Here is a 20,007-nt window from a genome sequence, read left to right as displayed (position 1 = left end):
CGGGGCAACGGGCCTCGCCGAACCGGCGCAGCAGCGGCAATACGGCATACGGCCTGTGTGTGAAGCATATACGAGTCGCGGTGCTTTCGCACGCGCGTAGCCTGAGCCGGCCAGCCGAATAAGGGGCACGACTCGCTGTGGCGTCGACACGACAAACGTCTGACATTTTCGAGATGAAGTGTGTCGCGTTTTGATATATTGGCGAGATGTTACAAATTGTAATATGTATAACTAATGAATAATAAGATAGACCAGCTTGTACACCACAAGCTCCGAGGGGTGCCAGTGGCAGAGATCGAACGGGTCCATGCCGCGGGCGAGGCCAACCATGACGCGCGATCCATCGTCGGGCTGTCGCCGTGCGCGACGGTAGCCGGCGATGCTCGCCGCTTCCTTCCATTGGGTGCGCGGCAATCGCGACCGTCCGCAATGCGCTTGCTGGCTTCGGCCTCGTTAGTGCTCCCGCGACGGTAGTTTTCATCGATGAGAAACGAGAACCAAGGCCGGCTGGTCCGGTCACGGAAGCGTGCGCGCGTCGCGCGCGTCGGATGCAGCTTGCCCTCGCCGTTGCACGAGCGAGCGAAGCTCGCCGGCGCACTGGGTTGGGGGGCGTTGTGCGCGGCCTTTTTCTTTCAGGCGCCCGATGCGCGTGCTCAATCGCAGCCGCAGGCTCAATCGCAAGCGGCCAGTACGCTCGGTGAGCAGGAACAGCGCCGGCGCGCGCAGGAACAGGCCATCGAGCGCGAGCGCAGCGCACATGCGCCCAACGTGGAGCTGCAACCTGCGTCGCGGCGCATCGAGGATGACGGCAAGGTGCCGGTCGAGTCGCCATGCTTCGTACTCGATGAACTGACGCTGGAGGTGCCCGCCGGGTTGAGCGGTGCCGTCGAGGCTGCCGGCGCACGGGCACTGTCGCCGGACCCGTTGTTTCCAGGGCGCCTGAGGTTCGCCAACGACTACCTGCAGCGCTATCGAGGCCAATGTGTCGGCCGCGAGGGGCTCAATCTGATCGTGCATCGCGTGATGGCACGCATCATCGACAAAGGCTACTCGACGACGCGCGTCGTGATCGCACCGCAGGATTTGTCGACCGGCAAGCTGAAGCTCCAACTAATTCCCGGCGTAATCAGCGCGATTCGCTTTGCCGACCCGTCGACGTACGGCACTTGGCGCAACGCGTTTCCGACGAAGGCAGGCGATTTGCTGAATCTGCGCGATCTCGAGCAGGGTCTCGAGCAGATGAAGCGCGTGCCGAATCAGGACGTCGACATGCAGATCGTGCCGGGGCCGTCGACCGGCGAAAGCGATGTCGTCATCGCGGTGAAGCGAGTGAAGCCGTGGTCGCTCTCCGTGAGCGCCGACGACAGCGGGCTCGAGTCGACGGGCCGGTTGCAAGGCAGTGCGAGTCTGACCATCGACAATCCGCTCGGCCTGTCCGACGTTCTCAACCTCGGCTACAACCACGACGTCAACGGCCATGCGAGCCGATATGGCACGCATGGCAGCAACGCCTATTACTCGATTCCGTGGGGCAATTGGACGTTCACGGCCATGGCGAGCCAATACGACTACCACCAGCAGATCGCGGGGGCGTTCGCGACGCTCGTGTCGAGCGGCAAGTCGAAGACCTTCGATGTCAAGGCCGAGTACCAGTTCTATCGCAATCAGGTGCAAAAAAACATGCTCGAGTTCCGCGTCGGCAAACGCTTCAGCGAAGCGTTCATCGACGGCACGGAAATCGACGTGCAGCATCGCGACAACAGTTACGCGGAGATCGGCTGGGAGCATAAGCACTACTTCGGCGCGGCGCAATTCGACAGCACGATCGCGTATCGCCAGGGTGTGCCGTGGTTCGGTGCGCAGCCGGATCTGCCGGGGGTGGCAGCGGGTACGCCGACGTATTACTACCGCATGGAAACGCTCGACGCGACCCTTAGCCTGCCGTTCGCGTTCGCCGGCTTTCCGCTGCGCTACACGGCAACGGTGCGCGCGCAAAACTCGCCCAACGTGCTCTATCCCACCGAGGACTTCTCGATCGGCAGCCGCTACACCGTGCGCGGCTTCGACGGCAATACGATGCTGGCCGCCGAGAAGGGTGTGTTCATGCGCAACGATCTCGAGCTTGCGCTGCCGCGTTTCGGTCAGGCTATCTATGTCGGCATCGACGGCGGGGAGGTGTTCGGTCCTCAAGCGGGCAACCTGCTCGGCCGCCGCCTGGCAGGGGCCGTGATCGGCTTGCGGGGCGGTGCATTCAAGCATGTCAGTTACGACGTCTTCATCGGCGGTCCGCTGTACCAGCCCGCCCGTTTCCCGAACCGCTGGCCGGTGGCGGGGTTCAGCGTGAGTTTCCTGTTATGAACAAGAACATTTATCGCGTCATCTTCAATGTGGCTCGGGGCGTGTGGGCGGCCGTGCAGGAAACGGCAACGGCCAACGGTCGCGGGCGTTCGGCAACGATCTCCCGGCGAAAAGCAGCTTCGGGCGCAGGATGGGAATTCGTCGACATGCTGTCGATGCGTCACGTCGCCTTCGCGGCACTGTGTGTACTCGGCATGCAGCCGTTGCTCGTCGAAGCGCAGGTCGTGGCGGCGCCCACGTCGTCCGGCAGCAAGCCTCTCGTGGGCGTCTCGGCCAACGGCGTACCGCTCGTGCAGATCGCGACGCCCAATGCCGCGGGCGTATCGAACAACGTGTACACGCAGTACAACGTCGGTTCGCAAGGCCTGGTCCTGAACAACTCCACGGGCACGGTTCAGACCCAGCAGGCGGGCCTCGTGGGGGGCAATCCGAATCTCGCGTCGAGCGGTGCGCGCGTCATCTTGAACCAGGTGGTGGGCGGCAGCCCGAGCCAACTGCTGGGATATACCGAGGTGGCCGGTACACGGGCCGAGGTCGTGATTGCAAATCCGTCGGGCATCTATTGCAACGGTTGTGGCTTCATCAATACGAGCCGGGGCATTCTGACCACCGGCACGCCCGTATTCGGCGGAACCGGCAGCCTCGATTCCTTTCACGTGACCGGCGGCCAGATTCAGATCGGCTCGGCCGGTCTGAACGGCAACAACGTCGATCAGGTCGACCTGATTTCGCGCAGCGTGGCGATCAACGGCAAGGTATGGGCCGGGCAGTCGCTCAATCTCGTGACCGGCAACAACGACGTTCGCTATAGCGACCTCAGCGCACGATCGCTCGGCCCGGACGGCAGCAGTCCCGGCGTGGCAATCGACGTCGCGCAACTGGGCGGAATGTACGCGGGAAAAATCCGGCTCGTTGGCACGGAGACCGGCGTCGGCGTCAATAGCGCCGGCACCATTGCGTCGCAATCTGGCGACGTCACGCTGAGCAGCCAGGGGAAGGTAACGCTCTCGGGCACCACGAGCGCAAATGGCAGTGTCGCGATTTCCGGTGCAGGCGAGGTTTCGAACACAGGCTCCGTCTATGCGACGCAGAATGCGTCGGTGAGCGCTCTGGGGCGGGTGAGCAATAGCGGAACCGTAGCGGCGCTCGGCAATACGAACGTGACAGGGGCGAGCATCGATGCGAGCGGCGCGCTTGGCGCAGGTATCGACGCGAATGGGAATATCGCCGGCACCGGCAGTCTTGCGGTGAGCAGCGTGGGCGCCGTGAGCGCCACGGGCCGGCAGATGGTGGGCGGCAATCTGACGCTCGCGGGCAGCAGCCTGAACATGGCGGGCGCTCAGACGCTGGCTAGGGGCGGCGTGGCGTTGACGGCAACCGCTGCCGGCGGCGACACAGGCAATATCGACCATGCGGGCGCGTCGTTGCAGGCGGGCGGCAGTCTGACCGTCAGCGCAGCGGGCGCGCTGACGAACGATCAGGGACGCGCGAGCGCAGCGCAGTTGGGCGTGACGGCGGGCAGCGTGTCGAACCGCGGCGGCACGTTGTCTCAGACCGGCGCCGGCGATACCGTTATCGTCGCTGCGGGCGGGTTTGACAATACGGGGGGTACGGTCGCGACCAATGCGCAGAATGCCACGCTCCGAGCGGGCAGCCTGACCAATGCGAGCGGCCAGATCAGCCAGGCCGGCGCGGGTGCGTTGAACGTGCGGACCGGGGCGCTCGACAATACTCACGGCAGCGTGGCCACGAACGGTGCGGCAAGCATCGAGGCGGCAAGTCTCGCCAACGGATCGGGCTCGATCACCTCGGCCCGGACGCTCGATCTGACATCGAGCGGCGATATCGACAATACCGCTGGCCGGCTCGAAGCGGCCGGCGCGCTCAACGTGTCGGGCGCGAATGTGCAGAATGCTGCCGGACGCATCGTGTCCGAGAATGGCGACGGTCTGTCGCTCACGGCGAGCGGCTGGGTTGCGAGCGCTACCGGCACGACCGCGCAAGGTGCGACGGGCGGCGTGATCGGCGGCAATGGCAACGCGACGATCCAGGCTGCGTCGCTGACGAACAGCGGGACCCTCACGGCGGGGCTCACGCTTGCCGTGACGACCACGGGGGCGCTCGACAATCGTGGTGGCGCGATGAGCGCCGCGGCACTCACGGCGAACGCGGCATCGCTCGCGAATGCGAACGGAGCGATCAGCGCAAACACCGTGACGTTGACTGTGCCGCAGCTCGATAACACCGGTGGACAGATCACGGCGCAACAGCTCAGCCTGAGCGCGGCGAATCTGACGAACGAGCGCGGCTCGCTGACGCAGCTCGGTTCAGGCGTGATGTCCGTCGGCGTCAGCGGCACGCTTGACAATGCGAACGGCGGCGTCATCCAGACCAACAGTACCGATTTGACGCTTGCACCGGCAACGCTGAACAATAGCGGCGGCACGATCACGCATGCCGGCACCGGCACATTGACGATCGATGCGGACAGCGGCACAGGTACCGTGACGAATGCGGGCGGTTCGATCGTCAGCAACGGTGCGATGACACTGTCGGCAGCTAGCGTCGACAATACCGGTGGCGCGATCAGCGCTCAGGCGGGACTCGCTGCGACGGTCGCGGGCGCGCTGAACAACACGCGCGGGCGGCTGGCATCCAACGCCGATTTGAGCGTGTCGAGCGGCAGTGCGCTGACCAATGCGAGCGGGACGATCGTCGCTGCCGGCAATGGCACCCTGCAGGCGGCGACGCTGACGAACAGCGGCAGCGTCACGGCCGGGCAGGCTCTGAACACGATGGTCGCCGGCACGCTCGACAACAGCGGCGGTACGCTGAGTGCACAGACGGTGACGGCTTTAGCGGCATCGTTCAAGAACACGAGCGGCATCGTCAGCGGCAATACGCTGTCCTTCACGATTCCGCAGCTCGATAACAGCGATGGGCAAATCATTGCGAACCAGTTGAGCCTGAGCGCTGCGAATCTGACGAACGAGCATGGAACGTTGACGCAGCTCGGCACGGGTGCAATCAGTCTGGGGGTGAGCGGGACGCTCGACAACTCGCTGGGCGGCGTCATCCAGACGAACAGCACGGACCTGACGCTCGCGCCAGCGGCCTTGAACAATAACGGCGGGACGATCACCCATGCCGGCACGGGCACACTGACGATCGATGCTGCCGCGGGCACCGGCGCCGTCACGAACGTGGCCGGTTCGATCGTCAGCAACGGGCTGACGACACTGTCGTCGGGTAGCCTCGATAACACCGGCGGGGCGATCGACGGTCAGACCGGGCTCGTTGCATCGGTATCCGGCGCGCTGAACAATACGCGTGGTCAACTGGCATCGAACGCGGACCTGAGCGTATCGAGCGGCGGCGCACTGACCAATGCCAGCGGTGTCATTGCTGCGACGGGCGGGGGCAGCGTGAAGGCGGCTGCGCTGACGAACAGCGGAAGCATCACGGCTGGACAGAACCTGGACGCGACCGTCGCCGGGAAGCTCGACAACAGCGGCGGTACGCTCAGTGCGCAAACCGTGACGAGTGCGGCCGCATCGTTCAAGAACGCGGGCGGCACCGTCAGCGGCAATGCGTTATCGCTCACCGCGGCGCAGTTCGATAACAGCAACGGGCGAATCATCGCGAACCAGCTCGGCTTGACCTCGACCAACCTCACGAACGCGCATGGCACCCTGACGCAGCTCGGCTCGGGGGCGATCGGTGTGAACGTGAGCGGTGTCTTCGACAACTCGAACGGCGGCGTGCTGCAGACCAACAGCACGGATCTGACGCTCGCACCGGCGACGCTCGACAACGACGGCGGCACGATCACGCATGCCGGCACGGGTACCTTGACGATCGACCCAAGCAACGGCGCCGGATCGTTCACGAACGTCGGCGGGCGTATCGTGAGCAATGGGCGGGCGTCGGTCCTGGCGGGTAGCTTCGACAATACCGGTGGCGTGCTCGCCTCGCAGGGTGTCCTGTCCTCCGTGGTTCAGTCAGGGTTGAACAACACGAACGGCCGGCTATCGTCCGGCACAGCACTGAGCGCCTCGAGCGGCGGTGCGCTGCGCAATGCCGGTGGCATCATCGGCGCGGGCGGTGCGGTAGCCGGCAGCACGCTGAGCCTGAGCGCATCGTCGATCGACAACTCGGGCGGGGCGATCACCAACGCCGGCACCGGTGCGATGACGATCAACGGCGGCAGCCAGATCACGAACGCGAACGCCGGCAATGTGACGGGCATGGGTTCGATCAGCGGCAACGGTGATGTCACATTGAATGCCACGTCTGTTGTCAATACACAAGGCGGGCAGTTGAGCGGCGCGAACCTGCAGATCGCTACCGGCAATTTGAACAACAGCGGCGGAGCGATCGGCAACGTTGCGAACACGACCGGCGATGTCGGCATTACGACGAGCAGCCTGACCGGCACGAGCGGCTGGATCAACGCCTCGCGCAACCTGTCGATCACGACGAGCCTGCTGTCAGGCGGCGGCTCGTACAGCGCTGTCGGCGATCTCACGCTGAACCTGCAAGGAAGCTTTGCGACTTCCCCGAATTACAGTTTCGGTGCCGGGCATAACCTGACGTTCACGCTGCCGGGCACATTCAGCAACGGCGGTCGGTTGGCGGCCGCGGGCGGCCTCAACATCAATGCAAGCGACGTCGTCAATTCCGGCACCCTCGCGGCCGCCGGTTTGCTGAGCACGCACTCGAACACGCTGACCAACACGGGCACGATCGTGGGCGGCAGCGTGTCCTTGAATGCCACGCAAACCCTCTCGAATCTCGGTACGAGCGCGCTGATCGGCGCGACAGACAGCGCCGGGAAACTCGAACTGCTCGCGCCCGACATCGAGAACCGCGACGATACGACCGCCTTCGATGCGCAGGCCATGACGGCGATATACGGACTCGGGCAGGTCGTCCTTGCGGGCGGCAAGGATGCGAACGGCAATTATACGAATGCAGGGTTGGTTCGAAATCAGTCCGGGCTGATTCAGTCGGGCGGCGATATGCTGATCGCCGCGAACCAGGTGACGAATACGCGGCGCACAATGAGTACGACCGGCTTTACGTCGTCGGTCGATCCGAATCTGCTTGCGGGCCTTGGCATCAGTTTGTCCGGCTGCGTCGCGGTTCATATGGAGGCTTGCAGCGGCCAGAACGTTGGTTGGGTCAACCCGAGCGATGTCGACCCGTCCCAGATCGGTGGCGTGTATACCGATCCACCGCACGGCGGCCAGTGGAATAGCGGGTATCAGTACACGACCTATACGGGTGTTGCACTTGCCAATACGGTCGCGTCCATCAGCCCGCAATCGCAGATCATTGCCGGCGGAAACCTGAACGCGTCGTCGGTCGGTACGTTCCAGAACTATTGGAGCCAGGTGGCCGCCGCGGGCAACATCGCGATGCCTGCCGCCCTCGATCAGGACAGTTGGCGAGGCCAGAGCGCACCGCAAGTGCAGGTTACCTACTCGGGCGAGTATCACTACAACAACTACGACAACTCCGAGCACAACTGGCAATTGCCGTTCGGCGATGCGCCGTTTGTCGGCTCCCAACCCGGCGGCTATACGCAGGCCGCGCCAGCCGACGTTCGCACCTATGCGCTGCCGGGCTACGAATCGAGCTTTACGGCGGGCGGCACGCTGAGCGGCACGGGCGTGACGCTCAACAATACGGCCGGTAATGCGGGCGTGACACCGCTCGGACTGTTGCCGGGGCAGTCGGTGTCGGGCGTGGCGGCCGGGTCCGTCGGCGGGACGATCAGTGCCGGCTCCTCGGGCAGGGCGGTCGGCGCAAGCAGGGTGAACGGCGCGATTGTTTCGACCGGCGGCTTGCCAGCGTCGACGGTGGCGGTTCATGGCGGGCAGGTTGCGAACAGCGGCCTCGCGAACTTCAACGACCCGGTCATCGCGAGTGCCACCGCGGTCACGGTGCTCAATAACATCTCCGTGCCTCAAGGCGGGCTGTTCAAACGCGACACGGCACCGAACGCGACGTACCTGATCGAAACGAACCCAGCGTTCACGAATCAGCAGCAGTGGCTGTCGAGTGACTATTACTTCCAGCAGATGGGCATGGATCCCGGCCGATTGCAACTACGGCTGGGCGACGGGTTCTACGAGCAAAAGCTCGTGCAGGACCAGATCATGTCGATGACGGGCAAGGCGGTCCTGACCAACTATGCGAGCACGCAGGATGAGTTCAAGTCGTTGATGACGTCGGGCGCCGAGCTGGCCCGGTCGCTCGATCTGGCGCCGGGCACCGGGTTGTCGCCGCAACAGGTGTCGCAGTTGACGAGCAATGTCGTCATCATGCAAAGCCAGACCGTAGATGGGGAGCGGGTGCTCGTGCCGGTGGTGTATCTGGCGAAGGCGAGCCAGGAGAACATGGGCAATGGCCCGGTCATCGCGGCGACGAACATCGATCTGCAAAACGCTAAGTCGGTGACGAACAGCGGCACGATCAAGGCGGCCAATGACTTCTCGATCAGCGGGCAGAGCATCGACAGTTCGTTCGGTACATTGCAGGCCGGCGGACAGATGTCGCTCGTCACGGCGGGCGATGTGAACCTGACCTCAGCCACGGTGAAAGCAGGCAGTTTGGCTCTGCAAGCGGGCGGGAACCTCGTGCTGGATACGGCGGTGAAGACGCTTGATCAGGTCAGCGCATCGGGTGCGACGCGCATTTCGTCGACGCTCGGTCCGACGGCGAGCATCGATGTCGTAGGCAACGCGGCGATCGTGACCGGCGGGAACTTCGTGCAGAACGCGGGCAATCTGAGCGTGGGTGGCGCGCTCGGGATGAACATCGGCGGCAACTGGACGTTGGGCGTGCAGGAGACCGGCGAGACGAAGGTCGTGGCGCGCGCGAATGGCGTGTCGGATACGCACGTCGTCGGCGATACGGGCAGCAGTGTGAAGGTAGGCGGGGTGTCCGCGATTGCCGTGGGAGGTGATCTTACTGCGACCGGTGCGAATATCAATCTGGGCGGGGGCGGCACGATTGCGGCCGGCGGCAATGTGACACTGCAGGCGGCGAAGGCGACATCGACGGTCGATAGCAATAGCTCCGGCAGCGATCATCACGGGAGCTATGCGGAGACGCTGCATACGCTGGACGACAAGCTGACGGGAACGACGCTGCAGAGTGGAGACAGCCTGGCGATTGTGGCCGGCAAGGATATCGCGGTCAACGGCAGCACGGTGAGTCTCGACAAGGGCAATGCGACGCTCGCGGCCGCGGGTAACGTCGAGATTGGCGCGGTTACCGAAACGCATGAGTTGAACTCGCATGAGACGCATAGCCATAGCGGGGTGGCGAGCAGTACCAGCCTAGCCAGCGCACTGAATACAACGACGACGTTATCCGAAGGAAGCACGATTTCTGCGGACGGGGTATCGATCGCCAGCGGCAAAGATATCAATGTCAAAGGGAGCACGATTGTCGGGACGAACGACGTGTCGCTCGGCGCAGCGCACGACGTAAATATCACGACGTCGCAGGACACGATGAGCTCGTCGAGCAGCTACGAGGAGCATCATTCCGGCTTGATGGCCGGCGGTGGCATCGCCGTGTCGGTGGGCAGCAGCAAGCTCGCTCAGACGGAGCAGGAATCGAGCGTGACGAACAACGCCAGCACGATCGGCTCGCTCAACGGCAATCTGACTGTGCAGGCGGGCAATAACCTGCATATAACGGGTAGCGATTTGATTGCGGCACAGAACCTGACGGGGACGGCCGCGAACGTCATCATCGATGCGGCAACGGATACATCACACCAGGCGCAAACGCAGCAGACGAGCAAGAGCGGTGTGACGCTCGGTTTGTCGGGCACGGTCGGGAGCGCGATCAATAGTGCGATCAGCGAGACGCAGGCGGCGCGTAATTCTGTCGGCAGCGGAAACGATCGGGCGGCGGCGCTTCACTCGATCGCGGCGGCGGGCGATGTCGCTTCAGGCATCATGGGCGCAGCAGCGCTGGCGAACGGCGCCAACGGGACAAACGCACCGAGTATCGGCATTCAAGTCAGCGTTGGCTCGAGCCATAGTTCGAGCCAGTCGTCCGAGGATCAGACGACGCAGCGAGGATCGTCGGTCCAGGCAGGTGGGACGGCAACGTTCATTGCAACGGGCAACGGCACGCCGGGCAGTGGCAACGTGACCATCGCGGGCTCGGACGTGAACGCGAGCGACGTTGCGTTGATCGCCAAGAATCAGGTGAACTTGCTCAACACAACGAATACCGATTCGACGCGAAGTTCGAATTCGTCATCGAGTGCGAGCGTGGGGGTGTCGTTTGGCACGAATGGGTGGGGGATTTCAGCGTCGATGCAGAACGCCCATGGCGACGGTAACTCGGATGCCGCCATGCAGAACAACACGCATATCAACGCGAGTAATTCGACGACGATCCTCAGCGGGGGCGATACGAATATCGTTGGCGCGAAGGTGAATGCCAATCAGGTGGTTGCCAATATCGGCGGCAATCTGAACATCGCAAGCGTGCAGGATACGACGGTGAGTGCGGCGCATCAGTCGAGTGCGGGCGGCGGGCTTAGCGTTAGCATGGTGGGCGGTGGGAGCGCGAGCTTCAATGCCCAAAAGGGCCACGCGGATGGGAATTATGCCGGCGTGAATGAGCAGGCGGGGATTCAAGCGGGTTCGGGTGGCTTCGACATCACGGTGAAGGGCAACACCGACTTGAAGGGCGCAGTCATCGGAAGTACAGCGGATGCGTCGAAAAACAGTTTGGCCACGGCGACGCTGACGTACAGCGACATTCAGGACCATTCGCACTACAGCGCATCGAGCGGTGGGTTCAGTGCTGGAGGATCGGCGGGCCCGCGCCAGCAGGCGGTGGGTCCTGCATCCGTGAGCGGATCCGGCGGTGTAACGCCGATGATGTTCCAGAACGCAAATGGCGATGAAAGCGCGACGACGCGCAGTGCGGTGAGCGCGGGCACGATCAACGTCACAGATGGGGCGAATCAGAAGCAGGATGCCGCGAGCCTCAGTCGCGACACGAACAACACGAACGGCACGGTGTCGAAGACGCCGGATGTCCAGAACATCCTGTCACAGCAGGCGGATACGATGCAGGCCGCGCAGGCGGCGGGGCAGGCCGTCGCGCAGGGTATTGGCGAGTATGCGGACAGGAAGCGTGACTCGGCGCTCGACGCGGCGGAGAAAGCGCTGAAGAGCGGCGATCTCGATGGTGCGCGAGCGGCGCTGGCGGACTATCAAAACTGGAAGGAAGGCGGTGATAGTCGCGCTGCGCTTCAGACAGCGGGTGGGGCAGTGATCGGCGGCTTGGGCGGAGGAAGCGCATTGAGCGCGCTTGGCGGAGGCGTGGGGGCTGGGGCGTCCTCACTGCTGGCGGGCCGCACGAAGGACGTTTCCACTGCGGTCGCCGATGGAACCGGCTCGTCGTTGCTCGGCAACATCAGCGGAAACATTCTGGCGGGATTGGGTGGTGCGCTAATTGGGGGAAGCGCGGGCGCCGCTATGGCGTCGAACGTAAGCTTGTATAACCAGGGCAATGATACCGGCGAGCAATCGGCGAGCGAGAGGGCGGCGGATTTGGCTACGCGATTGGCGAATGCCGTGGTGCAGACGGCAGCGCATCCGGTCGATTCGCTAAACTACGCGCTTGGCGGCATCTTTAAAGCGCCGGGGGCGAGCGGATCAGCAAGTGATACTGACATATTGACAGGTGAAAGCCGCAGCACCAGCCCGCTCTCGCAGTCGAGGACGGACCTGATGCTGCAGGGGATCCGAAACGGGCTGAACGGGATCCTGTTTGGCGAAGGAGGCGGTCCGCAGAGCCTGAACCCCGGTACTGTGGCGGTGACGGAGTCCGGAGCGGCTCAGGCGGGAAGGTCGGTCCCGGTCAATGTGGCGGGGTATGGGCCGGGGAATGCGACGCTAGCAAGCGGCGATCAAGATAGTAAAGCAACGCCGAGTCCCGCGCTTCCCGATAGCCCCTACAGTCCAGATAACGTAGATGCTCGCGTAAAGCCACCGTATGAAACGAATCCAGCGCATGACACGACTAGCCCGCTATACAATCCGAGAAAAACGCCGGAACCGACAGACGCTCAAAGCGCGTATGAAAACGGTGCGGTAAGGGGAGGTATGGGCACGTGGTACGCGCGAGGTCAAGGAGGCTATTACCAGTATTTCTCCGATAACGCCGGGACCGTGCACTTTAGTGGCACCATTCCGGAATCCAAAGTACCCAGCGGAGTCATGAAACAATTCGGGAGGTGAGGGTGAAGTTTGGTGATAAGGCGCGATTCGCTATTGAGTTTGAACTCGACGACAACCATGGCGGATCATGGCTATTTGGTCGGTTTTGCTACTGGATTGGCGGCGAAATGGTGGGGGACTATTGCTCAGGGGTGTCGCTGCGCGACGTACTCTTTCAGATGAAGTATGTCGTCGGGGATGGGGGGCAGCGAACGTGTCCGAAGCTTGCTGTGCTCCCTCCCAGTAAGATCGTGGACTTGATTACAATGTCATTGAGCGAATTAAGTAATGAGATTTCGCATTTTGTCGATAATGAATTTTTGCCAGCAAAGCTGGACGTCAGAATACCTGTGGATATATTCAACTCGTGGAATATCTTTTTGGTTGACGGGGATGGTGATTCGTTGCTTATGTATTCTCGCGACGAACATTCGGATGTCAACGTTGTGCATCTGCTGCATGGTGAATTCGATACTATCGCGGTTGCGGCGTACGATGCTCTGGATCAGATCTATCTTGCACAAAATGGAGCGAGGAAATGAGGTTGCCGATGTTAGTGTTCTGATTGGATGTAGGAACAACCCCTAACATCGACGTTCCGTCACCTCGAACGGGTTCCCGCTTGGAACGGCGAAAAGGATTTTGTGTCTCGTTGGCCGTAGCATCATGCAACAGTCGATTACGATCGTTGATCGCGATATTGATATGGCGTCTAATTCATCGACGGCCCGATTTTCGAGCGGCGAGAAGCCCAAAAATCGTGATTGATGGCAAGGAGATATATAGCCTTTCCGCGGGCGAGTCGAGAAGCCGAGGCCATGCTGATGGTGATTCGGCGAATGGACCAATACGCATGTCGCAGCAGGCGATACGCTGACGATTCGATCGGGCGGTGATACGAACGTCAAGGGCGCGGTGGTCTCCGGCAACCAGGTGGTCACGGACATTGGCGGCAACCTTAATGTCGCAAGCTTGCAAAACCTCGACCACTTTGACTCGAAACAGCAAAGCGCCGGCGTATCGGTGAGCGTATGTGTGCCACCCATCTGCTATGGGGGCTCGAGCGTTTCAGCGAATGTCAGCCAGCAAGAGATGCGGAGCGACTACGCGAGCGTAGGGGAGCAATCGGGTATCCAGGCGGGCGACGGCGGTTTTCAGATCAATGTCAAGGGCAACACGGACCTCAAAGGCGGCGTGCTTGCAAGCAGCGACAAGGCGGTACAGGACGCAGCGAACAGTCTCACGACGGCGACGCTGACGTATAGCGATATTCAGAATCACGCGTCCTACGATGCGTCGCAGGTTGGGATTTCCGGTGGTTACGGCGGGTCAATCGGCAAGGATCAGAAGGGCACGGCAACCAACGTGAATCCGGTGTCGGGTACGACGCTGCCGAGCGCGGGCGGCTTGTCGATGGCGCCGCCGGTGGCGCTGCACGCTTCTGGCGATGCAAGTTCTACGACGCGCAGCGGTATCAGTGGCGGCGCGATCGAAATCACCGACGGCGATAAAGAGCAACAGTTGACGGGCAAGTCGGCGGACGAGGTGGTGGCAAGCATCAATCGGGACACTTCGAATACGGGTGGCACGCTTGCGCCGATCTTCGATAAAAACAAGGTGCAAGCCGGGTTCGATATCACGAGCCAGTTCATTAATCAGCTTGGCACGTTCGTGGCGAATCGTGCCGCAGAAGCGGATGCGGCCAAGAAGGCGGCAAAAGATCCGAGCCTGACGCCGGAACAGCGCGCGGCAGCTCAACAGCGGGCGGACGAACTGAATGCCAATTGGGGGCCGGGTGGGACGTATCGTCAGTTGCTGACGGCCCTGAGTGTGGCCGCGGGCGGCAATGTGACCGGCGGCGTCGGGCAGTTTGCGCAAAATGCTACCGTCGCATACCTGCAGGAACTCGGTACGAACGAGGTGAAGCGAATCGCCGACAGCCTCGGCAACGAGGACGCGCGCGCCGCGTTGCACGCTATTGTGGGGTGTGCCGGCGCGGCGGCGAGCGGACAGAGCTGTGGTGCAGGTGCGATGGGTGCGGCGGCGAGCTCGGTGCTAGGTAGTCTTCTCACCTCGTCGAAGGATCTGTCGTCGGAGGAGCGCGAAGCGCGTAGCAATATGGTGACGAGCCTGGTTGCCGGGATTGCGGCGACGTCAGGCCTGAATGCGGCGACGGCGGCGGGTGCCGCGAAGATCGAGGTCGAGAATAATCAGGTTTCGTTCGCTCCCGCGCCTCCCTTACCGCCTCTGCCTGGATTTACGGGCGAGGCGGCGAAGAAGGGCGACGGCGTTATCGCGGATCCTGCAACTGAGCTTGATGCGAGTGCGAAGGCGGGACCGTTGGTGACGCCGCTTCCAGGGCCCGCGAAAATCTGGGCGATGATCACAGCGGCGATACCTGACGACGTCAAGCAGTTGGTGCAGGGCGTCGTAAGTTCGGTCGGAGGGAACGATAGCAACGCAACGAACGACAAGGGTACAGTTCCACCTAACTTAACCCCGGATGGGGCCGGAAGAAGCGGCGCCTTCAACGAGGCGAAGCGTGCAGCGGGCATCCCTGTGAGCCAACAACCTGTCGCCGTCTATCCAAACGTTGATAAGCGGGGGAATCAGCAACCGGGTTACCAATATGAATTTGAGGTTCCAGCTCCAGGCGGTGGGACGCAAACGCTCATAATCCGGGACGATGCCGCGGGGCACTATTATGGCGATGGGAACCCGCAGAACAGAGGGCCGCACTTCAATGATCCCAACGGAAATCATTATGACTATTGAAGCCCGAATCTTATGCAGCATGGACATCTTTTCAGAGAATGACGTTTTGACGTTAGACCGTCAACGATTTCCGGCGAACCTGCAGTTAGGAGCCGTGGAGTGGGCTGTCGAACGTGGTGTGAGAGTCGATGTCTTTCCGATGCTTTTCGGCGCGGTGCTGGATGACGTCGGGCGTCGCTTTGGCGGCCATGAAGTTTGGCTGATTACAGGCCACTCGGCGTGGCAACCTGATACGAAAGTCGTGCGACACAGGAAGCTATTCAATTCATTAAAAATGCTGGGAATAGATTTAGAGGGAACTTGCGACCGCCTCGAATTTTTGATTGAGCGAGATGGGAAATTGAAATATTTTGGTGCTGCGCGACTTGCGCCGGAAAGTGTGGTCGCGGCGGGGCGAACAATGACACCGCGCTCTTGTAGTTACATTCTCGTTCAACCAAAAGGTATAGGGCTAGGGCATCTGCCTGCCGCTGGCTGGACCGGGCAATGGAACGAGGATAATGGGTTAGTATCAGCCGTTGCAAATCGCAACGGTCTTTTGTTTCAGCGAGTCGGCTTTTTCGATGATCCCGAAGTTGGAGTCGTGGCCGTAAGTAGCCCGCTTACGCTCAAGCAAATCGGTCCTGGGAAATCGCTGGTTATCGCGAGCGAATAAAGGAGACATAAGGTGCGGAGGAGCATCGGTCTTCGATCGCGGCGGCGGGCGATGTCGCGTCGGGCATCATGGGCGCAGCGGCGCTGGCGAACGGCGCCAACGGGACAAACGCACCGAGTATCGGCATTCAAGTCAGCGTTGGCTCGAGCCATAGTTCGAGCCAGTCGTCCGAGGATCAGACGACGCAGCGAGGATCGTCGGTCCAGGCAGGTGGGACGGCAACGTTCATTGCAACGGGCAACGGCACGCCGGGCAGTGGCAACGTGACTATCGCGGGCTCAGACGTAAGTGCGAGCGACGTTGCGCTAATTGCCAAGAACCAGGTGAATTTGCTCAACACGACGAATACCGATTCGACGCGTAGTTCGAATTCGTCATCGAGTGCGAGCGTGGGGGTGTCGTTTGGCACGAACGGGTGGGGGATTTCGGCGTCGATGCAGAACGCGCATGGCGACGGTAACTCGGATGCCGCCATGCAGAACAACACGCATATCAACGCGAGCAATTCGGCGACGATCCTCAGCGGGGGCGATACCAATATCGTCGGCGCCAGTGTCAGCGCCAACCAGGTGGTTGCCAATATCGGCGGCAATCTGAACATCGCAAGCGTGCAGGATACGACGGTGAGCGCGGCGCATCAGTCGAGTGCGGGTGGCGGGTTTAGCGTGAGCACGATGGGTGGTGCGAGCGCGAGCTTCAATGCCCAAAAGGGCCACGCGGATGGGAATTATGCCGGCGTGAATGAGCAGGCGGGGATTCAAGCGGGTTCGGGTGGGTTTGACATCACGGTAAAGGGCAACACCGACCTGAAGGGTGCTGTGATTGCGAGTACGGCGGAAGCTTCGCAGAACAGCCTGACGACCGCCACGCTGACATACAGCGACATCCAAGATCATTCGCATTACAGCGCATCGAGCGGCGGGTTCAGTGCTGCGGTTTCATCGACCAGCGGACCGAATGGCGTGACGCCGATGATGTCGCAAAACGCGAATAGGGACGAAAGCGCGACGACGCGCAGCGCGGTGAGCGCGGGCACGATCAATGTCACGGATGGGGCGAATCAGAAGCAGGACGTCGCAAGCCTGAGTCGCGACACGAGCAACACGAACGGCACGGTTGCTAAGACGCCGGATGTGCAGGCTATCCTATCGCAGCAGGCCGATACGATGCAGGCGGCGCAGGCGGCAGGGCAGACGATTGCCAAGGCCATCGGCGACTATGCCAGTTCGAAGCAGAAGGATGCGCAGGCCAAAGCGAATGCAGCGAAGGCAGCGGGCGATACCACGGCGGCGGCTCAGTATCAGGCGGAGGCGGACTCGTGGGCCGAAGGGGGATCGAACCGCATACTGCTGCACACGGTAGGCGGCGCAGCCTTAGCCGGGCTGGGCGGAGGCAATATACTTGGGGGCGCGGCAGGGGCTGCGGTGTCTTCGGCGCTGGCGCCCAAACTGAACAGCATCGCGAGTGCGATTGGAGACGCGACGGGCTCACAAGCGCTGGGGAATGTGCTGTCGAACGTGCTGTCCGGCGCGGCTGGCGCGTTGGTTGGGGGTACGTCGGGGGCGTTCACTGCGTCGAATGCGGATCTTTACAATCGGCAGTTGCATCCGGATGAGCGGAAGCTGATTGGCGACAAGGCGCACGAGATGGCGCTGGAGCAAGCGAAGAACCCAGACGACGTTGCGAAGATCGAGGCGTACTGGACCAACGTTCTGACGCTGGTTGCCGATGCGGACGTGGACTCACAGGCGCGGCAACAGTTGGGTAGCCAATTGAATCAGATGGCCCAAGCGGCCCAAGCGTCGGGGAACTCGCAGGCGTACCAGCAGTTCGTACGATCGCTGCAAACTGCGCAGCAGGCGATCCAGGGGATGGCAGGCCAGACAATCATCAGCAATGGTGGTCCTATCGTTGCTGACGATGGCCTGCTGAAGACGTTCCAAGCGACCGGTTCTCAGTTCAAGGACTCGTCGTTGTTCGGTACTCCGGGTGGTACGAGGCTCGGGCTCGCGATGGGGGAGATGCCGGCATCGGTAGGGATCGGTTCGCAGTACTACATTGCGCCGAACGGGCCGACGAATCAGCAGGTCAATGGCTTCGCTAATGACGTCTTGCAGCAGATTGGAACGGCGAATGGCTCTGTAACGCCCCTATACCCGGCTGAAAGTGTGGTGCTCGGGAGTATGGCTGGTGGGCTGACGTCGGGGGCGATCAAGGCTATCGTAGGTCAATTTTTGGCTGGCGGAACGGCGGATGCGGCTGCGACGAGCATTGTCGATGTCCGCAATGCGGTCGCATCTGGTGGTATCGCTAACGCAGCTACAGCGTAAGCGCCCGGCGAAGGCACCCCTCGGCATAAATTGCCATCAATCACGCCGCGGCGAGTGTCCAGCGATGCGGCAGAAGCGCGGCGATGTCGTCGGCGCGGTGGGTCGGCAGGCGAGTGAGGACGTCTTTCAGATAGACGTAGGGATCGTGGCCATTGATCTGCGCCGATCGAATCAGGCTCATGATCGCGGCGGCCCGTTTCCCGGCGCGCAGAGAACCGGCGAACAACCAATTCGAGCGCCCGGTCGCCCATGGACGAATCTGATTTTCCAACCAGTTATTGTCGATGGGCACATGCCCATCGACCAGATAACGTGTGAGCGCGTCCCAGCGCTTCAGGCTGTAATCGAGCGCCTTAGCGATCGCCGATCCCTCGGAGACCAGTTTGCGCTGGGCAACCATCCACTCATGTAACGCATCGGCGATCGGCCGAGCGCGCTCCTGGCGAACCTCACGTCGGTGATCGGGTTTCAGTTCAGCAACATCGCGCTCGACATCGTAAAGCGCGCCGAAGTATTTCAGTGCCTGCTCGGCGACCTGGCTCTTGTGATTGGCATGCAGTTCGAAGAACTTTCGCCTGGCGTGGGCCGCACATCCGATTTCGGTGATGCCCAGTTCGAATCCGGCTTTGTACGCGCTGTAGTCGTCGCACACCAGCTTGCCACGCCACTTGCCGAGGAACGCGCGAGCATGTTCGCCAGCACGGCTGTCGGCAAACTCATAGATCACCGCGCGCATGTCGGCGAACTGCGTCGTGGCGTACGCCCAGACATATGCGCGCTGTGTCTTTCCTTTGCCGGGAACCAGCATCTGCACTGGCGTTTCGTCGGCGTGCAGCACGCCCTGCTGGAGAAGTGCTTCGCGTAGCGCATCGATCAGCGGCTGCAATCGCACGCCGCATACGCCAACCCACTCGCCTAGCGTCGATTGTGCAATCGCCAAGCCGGCGCGCTCGAAGATGCGTTCCTGACGGTACAGCGGCAAGTGGTCGCCGTACTTGGCAACCAGCACCTGCGCAAGCAAGCCGGTGGTGGGAATGCCCTTGTCGATTACATGTGGCGCAACGGGTGCCTGGACCAGCGTCTCGCACGCCTTGCAGGCCCATTTGCCGCGGATATGCCGCTCGACCGTGAACACGCCCGGCGCATAGTCCAGTTTCTCGCTAATGTCCTCGCCGACGCGAAGACGCTGGCAACCGCACGAGCACGTGATGTCTTCCGGTTCGTGATAGATGTCGGTGCGCGGCAAGTGCGGCGGCAATGGCGCACGCTTGGGCTTGTGCCGTTGCTTATCTGCAGGCGTCGGCTGCAACTGCTCCAGCTCGATTTCGAGCGCGGCCAGATCGGCGTCGATTGCCTCGTCTAGCAGGCTCATCTGCTCGGCGGTGAACTGCTCGCTGCGCTTGCCGTATTGCAGGCGCTTGAGCGCGGCAATCTCGTGGGTCAGTTGATCAATGCGCGTCTGACGGTAGCTCAGTTCCCGGTTCTTCTCGCTCACCTCAGCCATCAACTGCGCAGCCAGCGTGCGCAGTTCGTCGGGGCTCAGGGCATCGAGGTTCGCGGGTGGGTTCATTCGGCCAGTCTGCCAGAACCCAACCCGCGGCGGAAGCAAGCCGGTTTACGGCCC

General features: G+C 62.0%; 6 protein-coding genes and 1 pseudogene. 6 read left to right on the top strand and 1 reads right to left on the bottom strand.

Going from position 1 to position 20,007, the window contains the following annotated elements; all coding sequences use genetic code 11:
* Nucleotides 1–555 precede the first annotated feature (555 nt).
* The 6 genes and pseudogenes from ACR9ZC_RS19660 to ACR9ZC_RS19635 all read left to right on the top strand — a co-directional run.
* Nucleotides 556–2,358, top strand: a complete 1,803-nt coding sequence (locus ACR9ZC_RS19660; RefSeq protein ID WP_481581580.1) for a ShlB/FhaC/HecB family hemolysin secretion/activation protein — start codon at nucleotides 556–558, stop codon at nucleotides 2,356–2,358.
* On the top strand, nucleotides 2,355–12,644 hold the full coding sequence (locus ACR9ZC_RS19655; RefSeq protein WP_481581579.1) for a hemagglutinin repeat-containing protein: 10,290 nt from the start codon (nucleotides 2,355–2,357) through the stop codon (nucleotides 12,642–12,644). Before ACR9ZC_RS19660 ends, ACR9ZC_RS19655 begins: the two co-directional genes overlap by 4 nt.
* A gap of 2 nt (nucleotides 12,645–12,646) precedes the next feature.
* Entirely contained in the window at nucleotides 12,647–13,165 is a 519-nt protein-coding gene (locus ACR9ZC_RS19650; protein WP_481581578.1) for an Imm42 family immunity protein, read from the top strand.
* A 331-nt stretch (nucleotides 13,166–13,496) separates the two neighbouring features.
* Nucleotides 13,497–15,398 (top strand): HNH/endonuclease VII fold putative polymorphic toxin, encoded by a 1,902-nt coding sequence (locus ACR9ZC_RS19645; RefSeq protein ID WP_481582717.1) that lies wholly within the window; start codon nucleotides 13,497–13,499, stop codon nucleotides 15,396–15,398.
* Nucleotides 15,388–16,053 carry a hypothetical protein gene (locus ACR9ZC_RS19640; protein WP_481581577.1) on the top strand — a complete coding sequence of 222 codons (666 nt, stop codon included), beginning with the start codon at nucleotides 15,388–15,390 and terminating at the stop codon, nucleotides 16,051–16,053. The genes ACR9ZC_RS19645 and ACR9ZC_RS19640 overlap by 11 nt, the downstream gene beginning before the upstream one ends.
* A 32-nt stretch (nucleotides 16,054–16,085) precedes the next feature.
* Nucleotides 16,086–17,666: pseudogene (locus ACR9ZC_RS19635) on the top strand (hemagglutinin repeat-containing protein); the annotation flags it as partial.
* A 757-nt stretch (nucleotides 17,667–18,423) separates the two neighbouring features.
* Here ACR9ZC_RS19635 and tnpC read toward each other — a convergent pair.
* On the bottom strand, nucleotides 18,424–19,953 hold the full coding sequence (gene tnpC, locus ACR9ZC_RS19630; RefSeq protein WP_481581576.1) for an IS66 family transposase: 1,530 nt from the start codon (nucleotides 19,951–19,953) through the stop codon (nucleotides 18,424–18,426).
* Between the last annotated feature and the right edge of the window lie 54 nt (nucleotides 19,954–20,007).

This window comes from Trinickia sp. HAY1-2D, assembly GCF_056754935.1.
The sequence above is the reverse complement of the archived record's forward strand: the minus strand, read 5'-3'. Positions and strand labels throughout refer to the sequence as shown.

Excerpts from the sequence above, each read along its gene's own strand:
- ACR9ZC_RS19655 (WP_481581579.1), top strand. The coding sequence starts at position 2,355 with ATGAACAAGAACATTTATCGCGTCATCTTCAATGTGGCTCGGGGCGTG.
- ACR9ZC_RS19640 (WP_481581577.1), top strand. The coding sequence starts at position 15,388 with ATGACTATTGAAGCCCGAATCTTATGCAGCATGGACATCTTTTCAGAG.
- tnpC (WP_481581576.1), bottom strand. The coding sequence starts at position 19,953 with ATGAACCCACCCGCGAACCTCGATGCCCTGAGCCCCGACGAACTGCGC.